This window comes from Pseudomonas sp. TE9122 (assembly GCF_056278925.1).
The window spans coordinates 3,297,091-3,318,112 of the sequence record NZ_JBWBQI010000001.1 but is presented as its reverse complement, the minus strand read 5'-3'; the positions used below and the strand labels follow the sequence as shown (position 1 = coordinate 3,318,112).

Annotated in this window: 19 protein-coding genes; 9 read left to right on the top strand and 10 right to left on the bottom strand. The window is 60.3% G+C overall.

Annotation, left to right across the window (positions count from 1 at the left end):
* Positions 1-15 precede the first annotated feature (15 nt).
* Complete coding sequence (locus ACZ9BE_RS14875; protein WP_252882360.1) at positions 16-840, bottom strand: energy transducer TonB; 825 nt, start codon at positions 838-840, stop codon at positions 16-18.
* Between the two features lie 1,071 nt (positions 841-1,911).
* On the opposite strand from ACZ9BE_RS14875, the gene ACZ9BE_RS14870 reads away from it, so the two are divergent.
* Positions 1,912-2,535, top strand: coding sequence for a glutathione S-transferase N-terminal domain-containing protein (locus ACZ9BE_RS14870; protein ID WP_073471360.1), 624 nt, complete (start codon positions 1,912-1,914; stop codon positions 2,533-2,535).
* A 178-nt stretch (positions 2,536-2,713) separates the two neighbouring features.
* Here the strand turns inward: ACZ9BE_RS14870 and ACZ9BE_RS14865 are convergent, their stop codons facing one another.
* A complete protein-coding gene (locus ACZ9BE_RS14865; protein WP_041477195.1) occupies positions 2,714-3,154 on the bottom strand; it encodes a CBS domain-containing protein in 441 nt (146 codons plus the stop codon).
* A gap of 396 nt (positions 3,155-3,550) precedes the next feature.
* On the opposite strand from ACZ9BE_RS14865, the gene ACZ9BE_RS14860 reads away from it, so the two are divergent.
* Positions 3,551-5,911 (top strand): DNA polymerase II, encoded by a 2,361-nt coding sequence (locus ACZ9BE_RS14860; protein ID WP_476249625.1) that lies wholly within the window; start codon positions 3,551-3,553, stop codon positions 5,909-5,911.
* On the opposite strand, the gene ACZ9BE_RS14855 is transcribed toward ACZ9BE_RS14860, so the two are convergent.
* The 3 genes from ACZ9BE_RS14855 to ACZ9BE_RS14845 all read right to left on the bottom strand — a co-directional run bounded on the left by ACZ9BE_RS14855 (position 5,876) and on the right by ACZ9BE_RS14845 (position 8,590).
* Positions 5,876-6,346, bottom strand: a complete 471-nt coding sequence (locus ACZ9BE_RS14855) for a DUF1810 domain-containing protein (protein WP_423662271.1) — start codon at positions 6,344-6,346, stop codon at positions 5,876-5,878. The two genes, ACZ9BE_RS14860 and ACZ9BE_RS14855, sit on opposite strands and share 36 nt — an antisense overlap.
* A gap of 24 nt (positions 6,347-6,370) precedes the next feature.
* Positions 6,371-7,192, bottom strand: coding sequence for an aldo/keto reductase (locus tag ACZ9BE_RS14850; protein ID WP_476249624.1), 822 nt, complete (start codon positions 7,190-7,192; stop codon positions 6,371-6,373).
* Positions 7,193-7,441: 249 nt separating this feature from the next.
* Entirely contained in the window at positions 7,442-8,590 is a 1,149-nt protein-coding gene (locus tag ACZ9BE_RS14845; protein WP_476249623.1) for an aldose epimerase family protein, read from the bottom strand.
* Positions 8,591-8,867: 277 nt separating this feature from the next.
* Between ACZ9BE_RS14845 and ACZ9BE_RS14840 the strand changes: the two genes are divergently transcribed.
* The 3 genes from ACZ9BE_RS14840 (at position 8,868) to ACZ9BE_RS14830 (ending at position 11,386) form a co-directional block, all read left to right on the top strand.
* Entirely contained in the window at positions 8,868-9,617 is a 750-nt protein-coding gene (locus ACZ9BE_RS14840; RefSeq protein WP_016775367.1) for a hypothetical protein, read from the top strand.
* Between the two features lie 236 nt (positions 9,618-9,853).
* Positions 9,854-10,639, top strand: coding sequence for a sulfite exporter TauE/SafE family protein (locus ACZ9BE_RS14835; RefSeq protein WP_041477188.1), 786 nt, complete (start codon positions 9,854-9,856; stop codon positions 10,637-10,639).
* Positions 10,640-10,825: 186 nt separating this feature from the next.
* The gene (locus ACZ9BE_RS14830; RefSeq protein ID WP_116659119.1) at positions 10,826-11,386 is read left to right on the top strand and encodes a DUF4174 domain-containing protein; all 561 of its coding nucleotides are present in this window, start codon (positions 10,826-10,828) and stop codon (positions 11,384-11,386) included.
* 282 nt (positions 11,387-11,668) lie between these two features.
* Here the strand turns inward: ACZ9BE_RS14830 and ampC are convergent, their stop codons facing one another.
* Positions 11,669-12,835 (bottom strand): class C beta-lactamase, encoded by a 1,167-nt coding sequence (gene ampC, locus ACZ9BE_RS14825; protein ID WP_476249622.1) that lies wholly within the window; start codon positions 12,833-12,835, stop codon positions 11,669-11,671.
* A gap of 160 nt (positions 12,836-12,995) precedes the next feature.
* Between ampC and ACZ9BE_RS14820 the strand changes: the two genes are divergently transcribed.
* The gene (locus ACZ9BE_RS14820) at positions 12,996-13,868 is read left to right on the top strand and encodes a LysR family transcriptional regulator (RefSeq protein ID WP_476249621.1); all 873 of its coding nucleotides are present in this window, start codon (positions 12,996-12,998) and stop codon (positions 13,866-13,868) included.
* Positions 13,869-13,998: 130 nt separating this feature from the next.
* Here ACZ9BE_RS14820 and gudD read toward each other — a convergent pair whose 3' ends face one another.
* Together gudD and ACZ9BE_RS14810 are read right to left on the bottom strand one after the other, a co-directional pair.
* Positions 13,999-15,342, bottom strand: coding sequence for a glucarate dehydratase (gene gudD, locus ACZ9BE_RS14815; protein ID WP_476249620.1), 1,344 nt, complete (start codon positions 15,340-15,342; stop codon positions 13,999-14,001).
* 25 nt (positions 15,343-15,367) lie between these two features.
* On the bottom strand, positions 15,368-16,714 hold the full coding sequence (locus ACZ9BE_RS14810) for an MFS transporter (protein ID WP_323167920.1): 1,347 nt from the start codon (positions 16,712-16,714) through the stop codon (positions 15,368-15,370).
* Positions 16,715-17,068: 354 nt separating this feature from the next.
* On the opposite strand from ACZ9BE_RS14810, the gene ACZ9BE_RS14805 reads away from it, so the two are divergent.
* The gene (locus tag ACZ9BE_RS14805; protein WP_460095048.1) at positions 17,069-17,782 is read left to right on the top strand and encodes a FadR/GntR family transcriptional regulator; all 714 of its coding nucleotides are present in this window, start codon (positions 17,069-17,071) and stop codon (positions 17,780-17,782) included.
* Positions 17,783-17,873: 91 nt separating this feature from the next.
* Positions 17,874-18,104: a hypothetical protein gene (locus tag ACZ9BE_RS14800; protein WP_353188401.1), complete on the top strand. Its 231-nt coding sequence runs from the start codon at positions 17,874-17,876 to the stop codon at positions 18,102-18,104.
* A gap of 159 nt (positions 18,105-18,263) precedes the next feature.
* Here ACZ9BE_RS14800 and trhP read toward each other — a convergent pair whose 3' ends face one another.
* On the bottom strand, positions 18,264-19,592 hold the full coding sequence (trhP, locus tag ACZ9BE_RS14795; protein WP_476249619.1) for a prephenate-dependent tRNA uridine(34) hydroxylase TrhP: 1,329 nt from the start codon (positions 19,590-19,592) through the stop codon (positions 18,264-18,266).
* A 156-nt stretch (positions 19,593-19,748) separates the two neighbouring features.
* Here trhP and ACZ9BE_RS14790 point away from each other — a divergent pair, with 156 nt between their 5' ends.
* Complete coding sequence (locus ACZ9BE_RS14790; RefSeq protein ID WP_041477173.1) at positions 19,749-20,810, top strand: AI-2E family transporter; 1,062 nt, start codon at positions 19,749-19,751, stop codon at positions 20,808-20,810.
* Here ACZ9BE_RS14790 and ACZ9BE_RS14785 read toward each other — a convergent pair.
* Positions 20,807-20,989 carry a hypothetical protein gene (locus ACZ9BE_RS14785; RefSeq protein ID WP_041477171.1) on the bottom strand — a complete coding sequence of 61 codons (183 nt, stop codon included), beginning with the start codon at positions 20,987-20,989 and terminating at the stop codon, positions 20,807-20,809. The genes ACZ9BE_RS14790 and ACZ9BE_RS14785 overlap by 4 nt on opposite strands.
* Positions 20,990-21,022 lie beyond the last annotated feature (33 nt).

Here is a 21,022-nt window from a genome sequence, read left to right as displayed (position 1 = left end):
GAGTCGGTTGCGCCGTCATTGCGGCAATTTGAAATCGATGGTCTGGGTGGCGAAGCCGTCGATCGGCGTGTCACCGCGCTTGGCCGGAATGAACTTCCAGTTCTTCACCGCCGCGACGGCCGCCTCATCCAGTTGCGGTTTGCCGCTGGACTTGGTCACCGTCACCGCACCGGCACGGCCGTTGGCCAGCACCTGAATGCGCAGCACCACGCTGCCTTCCCAATTGCGGCGCAGCGCCAGCGACGGGTATTCCGGCGGCGGGTTGCCAAGGCTGGCCAGGCCGGAAATCGCTGCCGACTCCTTGACCGGAGCGGGCGCAGCAGGGGGTGCCGGTGGTGCGCTCGGTGTCGTCGGCGCCGCAGGTGCGGCAGGTTGCGCCGGGGCCGGCGGCGCTTTCGGTGGCTCGACTTTCTTCACCGGTTTGGGTTTCTCGACCGGTTTTGGTTTTTCGATTGGCTTGGGCTTCTCCACCGGTTTGGGCGGCGGCTTGACCGCGTCCTCGTCTTCCACAGGCTGCTCGGGTTCCGGCGGCGGTGGAGGCGGGGGCGGCGGTGGTGGTTCCGGTGTCGGTGGGGCCGGAGGCGTCGGGCTGGTCAACTCGACGGTCATTTCCGGAATTTCCGGCGGCGTCGGCAGTGGCTCCGGCCGTGCCTGATGAAAGAACCACCACGCGCCGCCGTGTATCAGCGCCGATACCGCGATCAGCAAAAGCATCTGTGGTTTGTTCAACCCGCCGGGTCGTGACGTGTTGGCTGCAAACGCCGGCTTGCCCGTTGCCGGCGGGACCGGCGCTTGCTGCAACGGCCCCGGCAGGGTTTTGTGCTTTACCGCATCGTTCATTAAAGCTCCCTCGGGTCAGATGAAGGGCAATAAGGTGCCGTCCGAACATATGGCTGATGTTCGAGTGAGTGGGTGCAACTTTCTTCAAGGTGTACGCGAGCCGATAGTTGGACTATCTGTACAAACGGCCTCGAACAAACTTAGTGGTTTAGTAGCATCTATATCGATTGTTCATTATCCATTCCGTGGCTTGTTGTTGTGTGGAGACGTGAGCTGTCTCAGGTTTGTTACAGTTTGCAACAGGTGTGCCAGATGTTGCTGAAACGGGTTGAACGCATATCTTCGGTGTTATTGATGTCGCATTTATATAAGTTTCAAGTTTGCCCACTGTTTATTCGGCGCGAAGCGCTCCTCAAGTCCTCGCAGAAGGGCTTTTTCCAGAGCGAGTCAGAGGGAACGCTGTATCACGCCAATCGACGGGATAGAGCGGCTGCTCGGTGATCAGGCTTAGCACCTATCGGTGCGTAGCGAATCGATTTGGTGCAGGTCAGTCATTCAGCGGCTCACGGGACAAGTTCCTTATTTTGATTCTGGAGTATTGGTAACTGCATCACATTCGGGCGTGCGGTTTTGGTGCAACTTCAATGACGGAAAGTCATTGTTCGACAATCTTGTTGTTGTGCCTTTTATTAATTGCCGTATTTAAAAAATAAATAACACTCTGCGTCCGGCGATCGCTCGATCGCCAGGCACGCAAAGTGTGCATTGGGTTTCAGGTAATAAAGGAGAAACGCGCCAGGCTGAATAGGTTCGGCTGAACTTTGGGCTGGATTTGCGAGTGAGTCGGGTATGTCGTACGGCGGAGCATTTGAAGATTCACGGAGGAACTCCTTATTGCCAGCTCGGACAGGCGAACTTTTGGTTCGCTGTCGCACCTTACAAGAACGCGGATAGCGTTCGATGAATGCTCTTGGTGCGGGATGGGCACCGCCAGCGCTGATTGGCGAAGGTCGATTTCGCAAGTCGGCAGTGCATGGGAAAAACGTGCCAATCACGACACATTTGCAGAATTTTCTACGTCAGGCCAGCCAGCCATCTACCCTGTGCAGAGGCCTTATCGGGGGAACGGACATGTACCAGCTCTACGGGCACAAGAATTCCGGCGCGGCTGCCATCGAGGCGGCACTGGAGTTGTGCCAGATCGCCTATCGCTTCATTGATACCGAAGCCAGCGCCGAGGCCGACGAGGCGCTGGGCAAACTCAATCCGCTGAAACAGATACCGACCCTGCAACTGCCGGACGGCAGCGCCATGACCGAAAGTGCGGCGATCCTTATTCACTTGGGCCTGACGTTTCCCAAGTCCGGCCTGCTGCCGAGCAAGGCTGCCGATCGTGATCAGGCAATTCGCGGCCTCGCCTATATCGTCAGCAATTGCTACGCAGCGGTCGGCATCATCGATTACCCCGAGCGCTGGCTGAGCACGCCCGACGAGAGCGCACGGCAAAACCTGATCGCCGGCACCCGCCAGCGCCTGCACTTCAGTTGGGAGGTGTTTGCCGATCAGTTTTCCGGGGAGCTGTATCTGGATGATGAAACGCCCGGCGCACTGGATGTGCTGGCGGCCGTGGTGAGCCGCTGGGCCGGCAGCCGCGAACACCTGCGCCAGACCCGCCCGGGCTTTTATGCATGGCTGCAAAGGATCGACCGGCACCCGGTGCTGGCACCGGTGTTCGAGCGGCACTGGCCGGCCTGACAGGCGCGATCGTTCCCACGCTCTGCGTGGGAATGCCTCAACGGACGCTCCGCGTTCGGCTTTAGAGGGACGCGGAGCGTCCCGGGCTGCATTCCCACGCAGAGCGTGGGAACGATTATCTCTGACCTGGCGCATTCGCGAGCAGGCTCGCTCCCACAAGGGGATCACGGCGGTGGGCTCAGTCGCCGCGAATGTACTGCTCCAGCTGTTTGATCAGTTCGGCCTGTTCGGCAATCGCCTCTTTCACCAGGTCGCCGATCGACAACAGGCCGATCAACTGGCCGTCCTCGACCACCGGCAAGTGGCGCAGGCGTTTGTCCGACATGATGCCAAGGCAGGTGTCGACGGTTTGTCGGGTATCCACGGTGATCACGTCCTTGACCATGATGTCGCGCACTGGCGTGCCCACCGAAGAGCGTCCGTGCAGTACCAGTTTGCGTGCGTAATCACGCTCGCTGATGATGCCGACCACTTTGTCGTCTTCGACCACCAGCAAGGCGCCGACGTTTTTCTCGGCCATCTTCATCAGCGCTTCGAGCACCATGTGATCGGGTTTGATCTGGTGCACTTCCTGATTTTTCTGATCTTTGAGCTTGAGCAGTTGGGCGACGGTCTTCATGGCGGTTACTCAGGTGTTGTCGTTGTTCATCAAGCATCGTAGACGCAGCTGCGCAGAGCAAGGTGGCAAAGCGGCAGTTAGCGTGCAAAAAACGCCATTTGCCGGAAAAAACATCTTTGTATCGGTGAATGAAGCGTCTGTGGCTAGGGGATTTATCTGTAACAAGGGGGATTATCTGTGGCAGAGGATTTATCTGTGGCAATAAGATTTATCTGTGGTGATGGGATTTATCTGTGGTGATGGGATTTATCTGTGGCGAGGGGATTTATCCCCGCTGGCCTGCGCAGCAGGCCCTTTCATTAAAAGCGGGGCCGCTTCGCGGCCAGCGGGGATAAATCCCCTCGCCACAAATGCTGCGTAGAATGGCGTTCTGATTGAAACGTTGAGGTCGCAGTGGTGGATTTACAGCAGGGCTTCGTCCTGACCCGGCATTGGCGCGATACGCCGGCCGGCACCGAAGTCGAGTTCTGGCTGGCAACGGACGCCGGGCCGCGCCGTGTGCGTCTGGCGCATCAGCCATCGGTGGCGTTTATTCCCGCCGCCCAGCGTGAAGCGGCCGAGCGTCTGCTGCACGATGAAAAGAATGTGGAACTGCGACCGTTGGCGCTGCTGGATTTTCAGCATCGTCCGGTGCTCGGTCTGTATTGCCAGCAGCACGGCCAGTTGATGCGCCTCGAAACCGCGCTCAACCGCGCCGGCGTCGACGTCTTTGAAGCCGACGTGCGCCCCCCGGAACGCTATCTGATGGAGCGCTTCATCACCGCGCCGGTGCTGTTCGGCGGCACGCCTGATGCTGACGGCGTGCTGATCAACGCCCAACTGAAACCCGACCCCATTTACCGGCCGAAACTGCGCTTGGTCTCACTCGACATCGAGACCACCGAAAACGGCGAGCTGTATTCCATCGCGCTGGAAGGCTGTGGCGAGCGCCAGGTGTACATGCTCGGCGCGCCGAATGGCGATGCCAGCATTGTCGATTTCGACCTTGAATACTGCGATTCGCGCACGCTCATTCTGAAGAAGCTCAACGACTGGTTCGCCCGCCACGACCCTGACGCGATCATTGGCTGGAACGTCGTGCAGTTCGATTTGCGCATCCTCCATGAACACGCACGGCGTCTTGGCGTGCCGCTGAAGATCGGTCGTGGCGGCGAAGAAATGCAGTGGCGCGAGCACGGCAGCCGCAATCACTACTTCGCCTCGGCAGCGGGGCGGCTGATCATCGATGGCATCGAGTCGTTGCGTTCGGCGACCTGGAGTTTTCCCTCGTTCAGTCTGGAAAACGTCGCGCAGACCCTGCTCGGCGAAGGCAAGGCGATCAACAACCCATACCAGCGCATGGACGAGATCAACCGCATGTTCGCCGAGGACAAACCGGCGCTGGCCAAGTACAACCTCAAGGACTGCGAACTGGTCACGCGGATCTTCGCCAAGACCGAACTGCTGACGTTTTTGCTCGAACGCGCCAGCGTCACCGGTTTGCCGGCCGACCGCAGCGGCGGTTCGGTCGCCGCGTTCACCCATTTGTACATGCCGTTGATGCATCGCCAGGGCTTCGTTGCACCCAATCTGGGCACCAATCCACCGCAGGCCAGCCCCGGCGGGTTTGTCATGGATTCACGCCCGGGGCTTTACGAATCGGTGTTGGTCCTCGATTACAAAAGCCTTTACCCGTCGATCATCCGCACCTTTCTGATCGACCCGGTGGGCTTGATCGAGGGCCTGCAACACCCGGATGACGCCGACTCGGTGCCGGGTTTTCGTGGCGCACGCTTCTCGCGCACCCGCCATTGTCTGCCGTCCATCGTGGCGCGGGTGGCCGAAGGGCGCGAAACCGCCAAGCGCGAGCACAATGCGCCGCTGTCCCAGGCGTTAAAGATCATCATGAACGCCTTCTACGGCGTGCTCGGCTCCAGTGGTTGCCGTTTTTTCGATACCCGGCTCGCCTCGTCGATCACTTTGCGCGGCCACGAAATCATGCTGCGCACCCGCCAGTTGATCGAAGAACAGGGCCACGCGGTCATTTACGGCGACACCGATTCAACCTTCGTCTGGCTGCGCAGTCTGCACGGCCAGGAAGAAGCAGCGCAGATCGGCCATGCGCTGGTCAAGCACGTCAACGATTGGTGGCGCGCGCATGTGCGCGAGGAATACGGGCTGGAAAGCGCGCTGGAATTGCAGTTCGAGATTCACTACAAGCGCTTTCTGATGCCGACGATTCGCGGCGCCGAGGAGGGCAGCAAGAAGCGCTACGCCGGCCTCGTTACCCGCGCCGATGGCAGCGAAGAAATGGTCTACAAGGGCCTAGAGACCGTGCGCACCGACTGGTCGCTGCTGGCGCGGCAATTTCAGCAGGAGCTGTATGAGCGGATTTTCCAGCGCAAGCCGTATCAGGATTACGTGCGCGACTACGTGCGCAAGACGCTCGCTGGCGAGTTCGACGATCGGCTGATCTACCGCAAGCGCCTGCGCCGCACCCTCGACGATTATGAACGCAACGTGCCGCCGCACGTCCGCGCGGCGCGGCTGGCCGACGAATACAACGCCGAGCACGGGCGGCCACGGCAATATCAGAACGGCGGCTGGATCAGCTACGTCATCACCCTGGCCGGCCCGGAGCCGCTGGAGGTACGCCGCGCCGCCATCGACTACGACCACTACATCACCCGCCAATTGCAACCGGTAGCGGATGCGATTCTGCCGTTTGTCGACGACGACTTCTCAACCCTGATCGGTGGGCAACTGGGCCTGTTTTGAGTCGAGCAATTGCAGCGTCCATTCATCGAGAATGCCGTGGAAGTACCGCTCCAGTGCCTGATGGAACAGGCTGTCCTCGGCGCTGAACTGGGCGAACAGAGTCATCGAAGAATGAAATTTCAGGTCATCGGGATGGCCGAAAATGTCTGCAATCGAGCGCTGCGGCACATTCAGCACCAGTTGCGTGCAAGTGCGCAGCCGCGCCCCGAGCAGCTCCTGGGCCAGATACGCCTGGGCTTCCTCGGCTGAACCAATGGCAAAGCGCCGGGCCATCTCGCTGCCGCCCAACCCGGCGAATTGCGGGAAGACGAACCACATCCAGTGGCTGCGCTTGCGGCCAGTTTCAAGTTCACGCTGGACCCGGTCGAACACCGGGTCCTGTGCCTGGACAAAACGTTGCAGGTTGTACGGGTCGTGCAGATCTGTGCTTCTCATGGCGAAGCCCTCACAGTCGGCAGCTCAGACCATGGCCAGCCGCTGCTTGCGTTGTGGCGCCGGAAACACCTTGTCCAGCGCCGCCAGATCCCCGGCGTCCAGTTGCAACTGGGCCGCCTGGGCATTGAGTTGCACATGCTCCGGGCGCACAGCCTTGGGAATCGCAATCACGCCGTCATGGCGCAGGAGCCACGCCAGCGAAACCTGCGCCGGGGTGGCGTTGTGACGGCTGGCAATGTCTTGCAGGACCGGCTCGGCGAGCATCGCGCCGCCCTGGCCGATCGGGCAGTAAGCCATCAACGGCAGGCGCTGATGCTGGCACCACGGCAGCAGATCGAATTCGATGCCGCGCTCCTCGAGGTTGTACAGCACCTGATTGGTGGCGCAGGCCGAGCTGGACAGTTCTTCGAGGTCGTCGACATCGAAATTCGACACACCCCAACGGCCGATCTTGCCGTCCTCGCGCAGGCGTTCGAAGGCTTCGACGGTTTCCTCCAGCGGATACTGACCGCGCCAGTGCAGCAGATACAGATCGATGTAGTCGGTACCGAGCCGACGCAAACTGCGCTCGCAGGCTTGCGGGATGCCCTGGCGGCTGGCGTTGTGCGGGTAGACCTTGCTGACCAGAAAGACTTGATCGCGCAGACCGGCGATGGCTTCGCCGACCACCGTTTCGGCACCGCCCTCGGCGTACATCTCGGCGGTGTCGATCAGGGTCATGCCGAGCTCGATGCCCGTGCGCAGCGCCGCCACTTCACGGCTGTGCGCCGAACGATCCTCGCCCATGCGCCAGGTGCCCTGACCAATCACGGGAACCTGTACGCCGGCCAATTCAAGAGTACGCATCCAAACCTCCTGCCTTAAAGAGTCGATATCTTTAGTGGGCAGCAGGATAGAGCAAGGGTTCCCGGAAGGAAGGAGGAGCCAAGGATGAAACCGGTCAATCGTGGCGAGGGGATTTATCCCCGCTGGGCTGCGAAGCAGCCCCGATCCTGCAACTCGCGCTGTATCAGACAGCGTTCTATTGCAGGTTTTTGGGGCTGCTTCGCATCCCAACGGGGATGAATCCCCTCGCCACAGGGGGAGCATGGCAGGTTACTTGGTGGAGAACTTCAGGATCACGCTGTGGGCGTAAGTCTGCCCCGGATCAAGCCGCGTGCTCGGGAAGTCCGGCTGGTTCGGCGAATCCGGGTAGTGTTGGGTCTCGAGGGTGAACGCGCCCCAGTGTGGATAGACCTTGCCGCCCTTGCCCTTGACCGTGCCGTCGAGGAAGTTGCTGGTATAGAACTGCACGCCCGGCTCGCTGGTGAACAGTTGCAGGACGCGTCCGGATTGCGGGTCGCTGACTTCGGTGGCGAGCTTGCTGACATCGCCCTTGGTGTCCAGCGCCCAGTTGAAATCGAAGCCGCCCTGTTTCGGCTCGGCGAACTTCAGCTGCGGATGATCAGCCTTGATGTGCGTGCCGATTGCCGTCGGTTTGCTGAAGTCCATCGGCGTACCGGCGACAGGCGCCAGCTCCCCGGTCGGGATCAGTTTGGCGGTGACTGGCGTGTAATGGCTGGAGTTGATCATGGCGACTTGCTTGAGAATATCGCCATTGCCGGCACCGGCCAGGTTGAAGTAGCTATGGTTGGTCAGGTTGAGCACGGTCGGCTTGTCGGTGCTGGCCTTGTAGTCGATGCGCAGCTCGTTGTTGTCGGTCAGGCGATAGGTGACTTCGGCGGTCAGATTGCCTGGGAAGCCCATCTCGCCGTCGGCCGAGAGGTAGGTCAGGGTTACGCCAACCGAATCCTTGTCCTTGGTTTCTTTGGCCTTCCAGACTTTCTTGTCGAAACCTTCGGGGCCGCCGTGCAGGGCGTTGGATTTGTCGTTCTGCGGCACTTGATAACGCTTGCCATCAAGTTCGAAAGCACCTTCGGCCAAACGATTGCCGAAGCGGCCGATGGTCGCGCCGAAGTACGCGGTGCCTTTCTGATAGCCCTGCACATCGTCAAAACCCAACACGATGTCGTCGAACTTGCCGTGCTTGTCGGCGACTTTCAGCGCTTGCAGGGTCGCGCCGTAGGTGATCACGGTGGCCTGCATGCCGTGGCTGTTGCGCAGGATGTACTGTTCGACAGGCGTGCCGTCATTGGTTTTGCCGAAGGCTTTGTGTTCGGCGGTCAGGCCCGCCGCGTTGGCGGAAAGGGTAGCGATCATCAGGGACAGTCCGAGGCCGGAGAGCAGGTGACGGGATTGAAGCATGGTTGACCTTCCTTTTTGTTGTTGTTTTCGTATTGACCGTAGGAGCTGCCGAAGGCTGCTCCTATATGTCACTAGTCATGCTATTTGAGTCGAGAAAGAAGATTTATAGCGGATTTACCGCTGTTGGCAAATATAAAGTCCGACTAATTGACATGGCGAAAAGCGCCGAAGGTCGGCTTCACCGCCGGAGCACTGCACTTTTTCGCAATCGGCGGCTCTATGCATGGCCAGGATGCGGTGACTCCCGCCGCACAGGAATGTGCCTGTCCGAGATTTCATGCCGAGTGTTTTTGCCCTGATCACCGCCGCTCACCGCCGCCCGTGCCTGCTGCTGGCCTGTCTGTTGTCGCTGTTGCTCAGCGGCTGCAGTCACCAGAACGGCAATGGATTTTTCAATCAGATACGTGAAGGGCAGCCGCAGGAATTTCTGCAGACCAGCGTCGACCGCATGGCCACCCTGGCGATGCGCGACAACCTCGACAGCCTTTACCGGCTGATGGGCAAGCTCTACCTGCGCAACCCCGAAGAACTGCGCAAATCCGGTTTCCTCACCGTCAACGCCGCAGTGAAACAGGTGCGTCTCGCTGTCGAGCAACAGCAGCCGTTGCCCGTGCTGGGCGGGCGTAAGGATCTGGCGGCGCTGAGCTATGCGATGAGCCCGGAATTCCTCGGCGACCGCGTCGGCGCCTTCATCTATGCAATCGGCAGCATGCTGGTTACCGCTCACGGCAATCGCACCGAGTTCTACATGACCGACGCGATCAACCCGACTTTCGTGCACAACGCCGCGCGTAACATCGAAAAAGCCATGTGGATTCTGTCGCAACGACAAAACAAGGAAGGCCAGCCGTTGCTGTTCTCCAACGAAATCTCGGAGGAGGGCAGCAACCTCAGCTTCGCCACCGAATTCAGCAAAATCGTCGCGCGCCTCGACCTGCTCACGCAGATGCTCGATGAGCGCTATCGCAGGATCGGACTGAATTACGCGCAGAGCCTGCTGTTTCTGAATTTCCTCCCGGTGCAGTGAGCACGGCAGGTTTTCTGTAGCGCAAAGATCCACTGTGGGAGCGAGTCTGCTCGCGAATGCGTTGCGTTATTCAACTCATCGGTCGGCCGACACACCCCTTCGCGAGCAGGCTCGCTCCCACAGGGAACTGCAGCAAATTCGATATGGCATAACCATAGACCGCATCGATATATGTGGTTATAAGAAAAATCGCTATGCTGCGGGCCAGATTTTCCTGTCGTTTTCTGGACGTTTGAATGGAATTGGCAAATTTCGGCCTGGTGATTGCCGGGCTGGTGGTGGGGTTTATCGTCGGCATGACCGGTGTCGGCGGCGGTTCGTTGATGACGCCGATCCTGCTGTGGTTCGGCATCAACCCGGCGACGGCGGTGGGTACGGACCTGTTGTACGCCGCGATCACCAAATCCAGCGGCGTCCTCGTTCACAAGAAGAACAAGAACATCGACTGGGCGATCACCGGCTGGCTGACCCTCGGCAGTGTGCCAGCCGTGGCCATGACCCTGTGGTTCCTCAGCACCCTGCACACCGCGCCGGACGCGATGAACGCCATTATCAAGCAGGCGCTCGGCTTCGTCCTCTTCGCCACCGCCCTGGCGATTTTCTTCAAGAAACGCTTGCTCGAATTTGCCCACAAACGCGCCGGCGGCAACTACAACCCGAGCGGTTCGCGGCTTAACGTGATGACGGTGATCACCGGTCTGATCCTCGGCACCATGGTTGCCCTGACCTCGATCGGTGCCGGCGCACTGGGCACCGTCGCCTTGTTCATCCTTTACCCACTGCTGCCAACCCGGCGCCTGGTCGGCACGGAAATCGCCCACGCCGTTCCACTGACCCTCGTCGCCGGCCTCGGCCACGCAAGCATGGGCAACATGGACTGGGGCGTGCTGGGCTTCCTGCTGATGGGCTCGCTGCCGGGCATCTGGCTCGGCAGCCACCTGACCGGTCGCATCTCCGACGAAGTCCTGCGCCCGTGCCTGGCGACGATGCTGGTGTTGATTGGTTACAAGTTGGCGTTCTGACTCAGCCTGGAAAAAACACTTCCTGTGCAGCGGCCGTAGGGAGGTGCCGATGATCGCTCGCGCCATGTTGCGCAAAGCTCTCCCTGACCTAAGCTTCTGACAGGGCAATGCCTTTTTGCCAGACGCCGCCGGAACAATCGCCACGATGCGCAATCAGTAGTGCGTGGATATCAAAAGGAGATGCGCATGCTCATCAGGTCCCTGACCCTGACCCTCTTGCTGGCAATCGCCGGCCCCCTGTTCGCCGCTGACAGCGATTCACCCCTGGCCGGGGACGTGGGCCGCGCCCGCCCGCTGATCGTGATTGCGCAAAGCACCGTCGACCCGGTCTGGCTGAGCCTGAAAAAGTCACTGGAAGACCCGGCCAACAAAAAGGGCGTCACCGACCGCAACATCAAGGTCTACACCATCCTCAGCATGTCCGGCCAGCTCGACGGCAAGGACATGGGCCAGCAGGACACCATGGCCCTGCTGCGCTCGCTGAAGCTCGGCGCCGGCGCTTATCCAAAAGTGTTCCTGGTGGGCAAGGACGGCGAAACCAAGCTCTCCGCCTCGGGTGACGAAGCCAAGGCATTGAGCCTGGCGAAAATCTTCGAAACCATCGACGCCATGCCCATGGCCGAAAAAGAAGCCGCCGCTGCGGCCGCCGCACAAACGCCTGCCGCCACCGAGCCGGAACCGGCTAAAGGCGCGAAGGGCAGCAAACCGGCAAAACCGAGCAAACCGCCGCAGATGCCGGATGATTGATTGCGCGTTGCGTGAGTGAAGCAAAATCCCTGTGGGAGCTGGTAGACCAGCTCCCACATTTTTTTGTGAAGTGCACAGTTCAAATGTGGGAGCGAGCCTGCTCGCGATAGCGGTTTTTCAGGCGCTGAAAGGTGACTGATCGAGCGCAGTCGCGAGCAGGCTCGCTCCCACAAGTCATCTTCTGATCGAAAGTTGTTGCAGCCTGCGACACCTCCAACGTTAACCGAGTGAAAACCCGATCCTGTAGGAGCCGCAGAAGGCTCGGGCCGCGATCTTTTGCTCTTAATCCGCCAACGCCGCGAAAACCGTGTGCGCAATCTTCACCCGTTCGGCATTCGGGTAATTCTTGTTGGCAAGAATCACAATGCCCATGTCCCGCGACGGCACAAACGCCACATACGCGCCAAAGCCCCGTGTAGAACCTGTTTTATTGAACAGCACATTGGCCGGCTCAGCTTGCGGCGGGGTCAGCCACTCGACTTTGTGAGGTTCCATGGCCATGGGGGTCGAGTTGCCGTTTTGCAGTTTTTCCAGGGTGATCGGGTAGGCGTAGCGTTCCCAGCCCAGGCCTTGGGTCATGTCGCCGACGCGGTAATAACCGATGTGGGTGTTGGCGATGGCTTGGTGCAGATCAGGCGCAAGGCTGGCCGGTTTCAGTTGTGCCTGGACGTAACGCAGCAGGTCGGCGGCGCTGGTTTTGATGCCGTAGGCCTCGGCGTCAAGGGCGCCGGGGCTGACGCGCACGGGTTGGTCGGCGCTGTCGTAGCCTTGGGCGTAAAGCTTCGACTGCGCTGGCGGCACGCTGAGGAAGGTGTGCTGCAAACCGAGTTTCGGCAGCAGGGATTGGGTCATTGACTGCTCGAACGGTTGGCCGAGGCTTTTCGCCGTCAGGTAGCCGAACAGGCCCAGGCTCGGGTTGGAATACAGGCGATGGCTGCCGGCGGGAAATTGCGGTTTCCACTGTTGGTAATAGCCGAGCATCTTGTCGGAAGAATCCGCCTCAGCAGGAAATTGCAGCGGCAGACCGCCAGCACTGTAGGTGCCCAGTTGCAGCACGCTGATGTTGTCGAAGGCGCTGCCCTTGAGCTCAGGCCAGAGCTGGCTGGCCTTGCTCGACAGGTCGAGTTTGCCGGTGGCCTGGGCGTAACCGGCGAGGGTGGCGGTGAAGGTTTTGCTCACCGAGCCGACTTCGAACAGGGTGTTTTCGCTGACCTTTTGCCCGGTGTCTTTAGCGGCAACCCCGTAGTTAAAGTAATGCGCCTGGCCATTCAGCGTGATCGCCACGGTCAGCCCCGGGATGTTGTTTTGCTGCATCACCGGGGTGACGGCTTGGCTGACCAGTGCCTGCAATTGCCCATCGGTCGGCGTTGCGGCATGACAGGCAACGCTGCCAAAGAACAGTGCGAAAGCGCTGTGGGAAAAGACCTTGCTCGGTTTGAAGGAACACATGAGTGAATCACTCTCCATGAGTGTCGTTTGTTGTATCCCGCTACACTGCGGGTGATTTTTTCATCGGGCGGCTGATCAGCGCGGTTAATTTAGGCACTTTGCCGACCTTCGACAAACGATGAAAACTCGCACGAACCCTTAGAAAAATTTGGGACAACCCATGATTCGACCGCAACTGCCGCTCAACGCTCTGCGCGCGTTTGAAGCTTCGGCACGCCACCTGAGCTTCACCCGCGCCGCCGTCGAACTGTGCGTAACGCAGGCAGCGGTCAGCCATCAGGTCAAAAGCCTGGAAGCGCAGCTCAACCTGACCCTGTTCAAACGCCTGCCCCGTGGTCTGATGCTGACCAGTGAAGGCGAAACCTTGCTGCCGGTGCTCAGCACCTCATTCGACCACATTGCGCAGATGCTCGAGCGTCTGGCTGGTGGGCAGTATCGCGACATGTTGACGGTCGGCGCGGTGGGCACGTTTGCCGTGGGCTGGCTGTTGCCGAGGCTGGCGGACTTTCGGGCGAAATATCCGCTGATCGATTTACGCCTCTCGACGAATAACAACCGGGTCGATGTGGCGGCGGAAGGGCTGGATTACGCGATTCGTTTCGGCGCTGGCGCCTGGCATGGCATCGAGGCGACACGCTTGCTCGATGCGCCGTTGTCGGTGTTATGCGTGCCGGAGATTGCCCGGCAACTGCACGCGCCGGCGGACCTGTTGCAGCAAACCTTGCTGCGTTCCTATCGCACTGATGAATGGCCGCAGTGGTTTCACGCAGCGGGACTGGCGGCGCAGGCCGCGCCACCGCAAAGCATCGTCTTCGACTCTTCACTGGCGATGATGGAAACGGCGTTGCAGGGCGGCGGCGTGGCGTTGGCACCACCGCTGATGTTCGCCCGGCAACTGGCGGCTGATGCGATTTGCCAGCCGTTCGCGATCGAGATCACCACCGGCAGTTACTGGCTGACGCGGTTGCAGTCGCGAGCGGAAACGGTGGCGATGAACGCGTTCAAGGCGTGGTTACTGCAAGTTTCTGCCTGACACAAACCCCCCCCCTTGTGGGAGCGAGCCTGCTCGCGAAAGCGGTGCATCAGCGACAGCACTATCGACTGACCTGACGCCTTCGCGAGCAGGCTCGCTCCCACAATTGAAATCAGCGGCGCCTGCTGGATCACCGCACCAGACACGGCCGCTTGTTATCGAATTTCCACCCCGGAATCAGGAACTGCATCGCCACACTGTCGTCCCGCGCGCCGAGGCCCATGCTTTTGTACAGTTCGTGGGCCTTGGCCACTTGATCCAGATCCAGCTCCACGCCCAGTCCCGGTTTCTGCGGCACTTGCACGCAGCCGTCGACAATTTGCAGCGGTGCCTTGGTCAGACGCTGGCCGTCCTGCCAGATCCAATGGGTGTCGATGGCCGTGATGTCGCCCGGTGCCGCAGCGGCGACGTGGGTAAACATCGCCAGAGAGATATCGAAGTGGTTGTTGGAATGCGAACCCCAAGTCAGGCCCCATTCGTGGCACATCTGCGCGACCCGCACCGAACCCTGCATGGTCCAGAAGTGCGGGTCGGCCAGCGGGATGTCCACTGACTGCAACTGAATCGCGTGGCCCATTTCGCGCCAGTCGGTGGCGATCATGTTGGTCGCGGTTTTCAGCCCGGTGGCGCGGCGGAATTCAGCCATGACTTCGCGACCGGAATAACCGTTTTCCGCACCGCACGGGTCTTCGGCGTAGGCGAGTACGTGATGCTGATCGCGGCATAGACGAATCGCCTCTTTCAATGACCATGCACCGTTCGGGTCGAGGGTAATCCGCGCGTCGGGGAAGCGTTCGGCCAGTGCTGTGACCGCTTCGATTTCGGCATCGCCGCTGAGCACGCCGCCCTTGAGTTTGAAATCCTTGAAGCCGTACTTGGCGTGCGCCGCCTCGGCCAGACGCACGACCGCTTCGGCGGTCATGGCTTTCTCGTGGCGCACGCGGAACCAGTCGTTGTCGGCGTCCGGTTCGCTGCGGTAGGCGAGATCGGTTTCGTGTTGATCGCCGACGTAGAACAGATAACCGAGCATCTTCACTTCGTCGCGTTGCTGACCTTCACCGAGCAGCGCCGCCACCGGCACGTCCAGATGCTGGCCGAGCAGGTCGAGGAGGGCGGCTTCCAGGCCGGTGACCGCGTGAATGGTGATGCGCAGGTCGAACGTCTGCAGACCACGGCCGCCGGCATCGCGGTCGGCGAAGGTCTGGCGCACCTGGTTGAGAATTTTCTGGTACGTGCCGATCGGGCTGCCGACCACCAGATTGCGCGCGTCTTCCAGGGTCTGGCGAATGCGCTCGCCACCGGGCACTTCGCCGACGCCGGTATGGCCGGCGTTGTCCTTGAGGATGACGATGTTGCGGGTGAAAAACGGCCCGTGGGCGCCGCTCAGGTTGAGCAGCATGCCGTCGTGACCGGCCACCGGAATGACCTGCATGTCGGTGATGATCGGAGCTTTGGCGGTGTCGTGAACAGTCATTATTGTTTTCCTTGTCGAGACGAAGTCAGGCGTGTTTCGGCGCGGCGTCGGCCACAGCCTTTTCAGCAGCGGGTTTCGGCGTGGTGCGCGCGGCGAAGACGATAATTGCGGCGATGATCGAGGTCGCGGCCAGACCATAGAGGCCGCCCTGAATCGAGCCGGTGTGTTGCTCAAGCAGGCCAAAAGTGGTCGGTGCGACGAAGCCGCCGAGGTTGCCCACCGAGTTGATCAGCGCGATCACTGCCGCCGCGATGCGTGCATCCAGATAAGCCTGGGGAATCGGCCAGAACAGTGACGAGGCGGATTTGAAGCCCAGCGCCGCAAAGCAGATCGCGACGAAGGCGAAGATCGGCCCGCCAGTGGTGGACATGAACATCCCCGCTGCGGCGATCAACAGGGCGGTGGCGACCCAAGCTTGTTGATGTTTCCACTTCGCCGACAGCGAGGCGAAGGCGTACATGCCGACGATCGACAGCAACCATGGAATCGAGTTGAACAGGCCGACCTGCACGTCGCTGAGTTCGCCCATCTTCTTGATGATGCTCGGCAGCCAGAAAGTCGCCGCATAAATGGTCAACTGAATGAAGAAGTAGATCAGGCAGAACAGAATGATCTGCCGGTCCTTGAGCAGTTTGCCCAGCGACGGCCGGATCGGCGTCGCCGCTTCGCGGGCCTTTTGCTCGTCGTCGATGGCGCTGACCAGCGCATCCTGTTCGGCGCGGCTCAGCCATTTGGCGTCGTGGGGTTTGGCATCCAGCCAGAACCAGACAAACACGCACAGGCACACCGAGAACATCCCCTCGATGAAATACATCCATTGCCAGCCGTGCATGCCCAGCCCATTGATCTGCAGGAGCAGACCGGACAGCGGGCCGGAGATCAGCGAGGCCACGGCCGAGCCGCTGAGGAAAATCGCGATCGCCTTGCCGCGCTCGACGCCGGGCAGCCAACGGGTGAAGTAATAAATCACCCCGGGAAAGAACCCGGCCTCGGCGACACCGAGCAGGAAACGCAGAATATAGAAGTGGGTTTCGTTCTGGATGAACGCCATGCAGGCCGCGACTATGCCCCAGGTGAACATGATGCGGGTCAGCCAGATCCGCGCGCCGACTTTTTGCAGAAGCATGTTGGACGGCACTTCGAACAGCGCGTAGCCGATGAAGAACAGCCCGGCGCCGAAGCCGTAGGCGGCAGCACCAATGCCCAGATCGGTTTCCATGTGGGTGCGGACGAAGCCGATGTTCACCCGGTCAATGTAATTGACGATGAACATGATCACGAAGAGCGGCAGGACGTGGCGTTTCACTTTCGAGATGGCTGAGGCGAGCGTCGGGTCGACGCTGTCCTGCACCCCGGAGATGGAGGTTTTCACTGATGTTTCTCCCACTGATTATTTTTATGCGGGTAGAGCTGGGTGCTGCGTTGTTGCTAGACATCATACAACTGTAATTTTTTGTCCTACAAGTGGGGAGGGCGATTAAATTCTTCTGATTGTTCGGTTTCTTATGCGAAAACAGGATTTAAGCTCGTATTTATTGATTGTTGCGCCAGTCGAGCGGAGCGCCTTTTTGAGATATGAATGGTGATGCGTGATGGCTGGCTATCGAAAATATTCGACGTAATTGAGTGTTGTCATACAAGTAGATGGCCTATCGACCGCTAAAATCCATCTCAACCGTCATTCCGCAGTGCTACGATCGGCAAGCCCCGATCACCGGAACCGACCATGCAAGAAGACCTCGACGCGCCCGCGCGCAAACGCACGCACAACCTCGCTCATGACCTGGTGGAAAAGCTCACCCAGAGCATCCTGCTCGGGCAACTGTCGCCCGGTGACAAGCTGCCTTCGGAGAACTCCATCGTTCAGGAGCACGGCGTCAGCCGCACGGTGGTGCGCGAGGCGATTTCCAAGTTGCAGGCCTCGGGGCTGGTGGAGACGCGCCATGGCATCGGTACTTTCGTCATCGAGCGCGCAGCGGAGCAGGGCCTGCGCCTGAATGTCGACACGGCGCTCGGCGTGCGCAGCATTCTTGAGCTGCGCATGGGCCTGGAAACGCAAGCGGCGGCGCTGGCGGCGCAGCGGCGCAGTGAGCAGCAGGTGCAGCAGATGCGTCAGGCGCTGGATGACTATCAACGGATGCTGGCAAACAATGACAGCTGCGTGGAAGCCGATCGGCGTTTTCATCTGCTGATCGCCGAGGCCACCGGCAACGCTTGTTTCAGCGAGATCATGCAGCACCTGGGCAGTGCGATGATCCCGCGCAATCGCCTGAATGCCGCCGAGCGCGGCGCGGCGGATCTGAGCAAGCTCGGCCACTTGGCCAATCTGGAACACGAGGCGATTCTGAATGCGATCAAACGTCAGGACGCCGATGCCGCCCGTGCCGCGATGTGGTTGCACCTGACCAACAGTCGCGATCGCTTTACCGCCCAAGGCTGATGCCGCTGGTCTGATCTATCGCACGCCGTCAACGGTCGCGCTTCCAAACAATACGCCCCGGATAATCCGGGCCAGTATTGTGAGGTGCAGCATGGCTGATGACTCGCTTGTTCCCGGTGGCGTGGCGCCCACCGAGCAGACCCGCCCCGTATCCGGCACTGACGAGCCGACCCTGAGCGATCACGACGCCCCGCCGGGCATGGACCTGGGCCGCGACCCATTGAGCGATGCCGACCGGCCGGATGACTGGAAGGATCCGCCGGATGACGACAATGTACCGCCGGCGGACGAGCCGACGCCGTTGTCGGATGATTTGCGCTGAAGTCCGGATGATCCGCTGAGTTCGCCGGCCTCTTCGCGAGCAGGCTCGCTCCCACAGTGGATGACACAAACTCCCTGTGGGAGCGAGCCTGCTCGCGAAGACGGCATCGGCTTCGCAGCAAATTACGGCCATGCTGCGAGTGCCAGACAAGATCGCCAGTCAACCAACACGCAAATCCCGCATCAACAACCCAAAGCGCAAATCCACCGCGTCCGGAATCGGCACGTACACCGTATGCCCGTCCCCCGGCGCCACTTCGATCGCTTGCCCGCTGACACTCTGCAACTCATGCAGATCAAAATGGAAATTGCCCTTGGGCGTCATCAGTTCCAGATGATCGCCCACGGCAAAACGATTCTTCACTTTCACTTCGGCCAGGCGATCACGGCGCTCGCCGGTCAGCTCGCCAACGAACTGCTGACGCTCCGACACCGAACTGCCGTGTTGATAATTCTGATATTCGTCGTGCACATGTCGGCGCAGAAAACCTTCGGTGTAGCCGCGCTGGGCCAGCGATTCCAGATCCAGCATCAGGCTGCGATCGAACTCGCGCCCGGCCACGGCATCATCGATCGCCCGGCGATATACCTGGGTGGTGCGTGCGCAGTAGAAATGCGATTTGGTCCGGCCTTCGATTTTCAAGGAGTGCACGCCCATGCGCGTCAGCCGCTCGACATGCTGCACCGCGCGCAGATCCTTGGCGTTCATGATGTAGGTGCCGTGTTCGTCTTCGAACGCCGGCATCAATTCGTCGGGGCGGTTGGCTTCCTGGAGCAGGAAGACTTGATCGGTCGGTGCGCCGAGACCCAGCGTCGGCTCGGGCTGAAAGGTCTGGACGATCTCGCCGAGCTGGTTTTCCGTGGCTTCCTGCGCCGTGTACTTCCAGCGGCAGGCGTTGGTGCAGGTGCCCTGATTGGCATCGCGCTTGTTCATGTAACCGGAAAGCAGGCAGCGCCCGGAATAGGCCATGCACAGCGCGCCATGCACGAACACCTCCAGCTCCATGTCCGGCACCTGTTCGCGGATTTCACCGATTTCTTCGAGGGACAGTTCGCGCGACAGGATGATCCGGCTCAGCCCCTGTTGCTGCCAGAACTCGACGCTCGCCCAATTCACCGTGTTGGCCTGCACCGACAGGTGAATCGGCATCTGCGGAAAATGCTGGCGCACCAGCATGATCAGGCCCGGATCGGACATGATCAGCGCATCCGGGGCCATCTCGATCACCGGCGCCAGATCCTTGAGAAACGTCTTCAGCTTGGCGTTGTGCGGGGCGATGTTGACCACGACGTAGAAGCGCTTGCCCTGCGCCTGCGCCTCACGGATGCCCAGCGCCAGGTTGGCATGATCGAACTCGTTGTTGCGCACCCGCAGGCTGTAGCGCGGTTGGCCAGCGTAGACCGCATCGGCGCCGTAGGCGAAGGCGTAGCGCATGTTTTTCAGGGTGCCGGCGGGGGCGAGAAGCTCGGGGGCGATGAGAGTCTGCATTTGGATGTCGGTCGCAAAAGCCGCGCAGGGTAGGGCAGCTGTTGCGAGGGTTCATTGATCTGGATCTATGCTCCATGAATAAACATGGCACTCGCGCGCTCGGCGGCTGACTAAGTGGGGCGGGCGTGCGTGACGCCTGACTGACATGGACCGGATATGAACGAAAAGAGTCTGCAATTCAAATCCCTGACAGTGCTGCTGGTGCTGGTCACGGTGGCCTTTATCTGGATTCTGCTGCCGTTCTACGGCGCGGTATTCTGGGCTGTCATCCTCGGCATTCTGTTTGCGCCGGTACAGCGCAGGTTGCAGCAGAAGTTCGGCTGGCAACGCAACGTGACGTCGCTGTGCACCTTGAGCCTGTGCCTGGTGGTCGCGATTCTGCCGGTGATCATCGTCAGCATCCTGCTGGTGCAGGAAGGGGCGACTGTCTACAAGAACATTGAAAGCGGCGAGCTGGACATCGCTGCGTATCTGGCGCAGTTCAAACACAGCCTGCCGCCTTACTTTCAGCACTTGCTCGACCGCTTTGGCATGGGCGAACTCGACAGCTTGCGCGAGAAGATCGTCAAAGCGGCGATGCAGGGCAGCCAGGCGCTGGCGACTCAGGCGTTCAGTTTCGGTCAGGGCACGTTCGAATTCGTGGTGAGCTTTTTCATCATGCTCTATCTGCTGTTTTTCTTTCTGCGTGACGGCCCCGAGCTGGCGCGCAAGATGCGAACCGCCGTGCCGCTGGAAGAAAACCACAAGCGCCGCCTGCAACTGAAGTTCAACCGCGTGGTGCGCGCGACAGTCAAAGGCAACGTGGTGGTGGCCGTGACCCAAGGTGCGCTGGGCGGGCTGATTTTCTGGTTTCTCGACATTCCCAGCGCGTTGCTCTGGGCGGTACTGATGGCGTTTCTGTCGCTGTTGCCAGCGGTGGGTGCGGGGATTGTCTGGGCGCCGGTGGCGGTGTACTTCCTGCTCAGCGGCATGATCTGGCAGGGCGTGGTGCTAGGCTTGTTCGGCGTATTCGTGATCGGCCTGGTCGACAACGTGCTGCGCCCGATTCTGGTGGGCAAAGATACGAAAATGCCCGATTACTTGATTCTGGTCTCGACCCTCGGCGGCCTCGCGGTCTTCGGCCTCAATGGCTTTGTGATCGGGCCGCTGATTGCCGCATTGTTCCTGTCGAGCTGGGCGCTGTTCGTCGAGACCAAGCCCAAGGTGCAACTGCCTTAAGCATGAAACGTGCTGCTGGCGACCTGTTGCGACAAGGCCTGCGCCGCTGGTAACGAGGTGAGCGGGCCGCTGATCGGCTCGCCATCGCGCACCAGATACCAGCAAGCGAGCAAACCGGATGCACGCAGCGAAGCGGGAACTGCGCTGCCGATCACCGACATGATTTGAACCTGTGCCATGGGAAAACCTCCATCAAACTGATGGGGCTACCT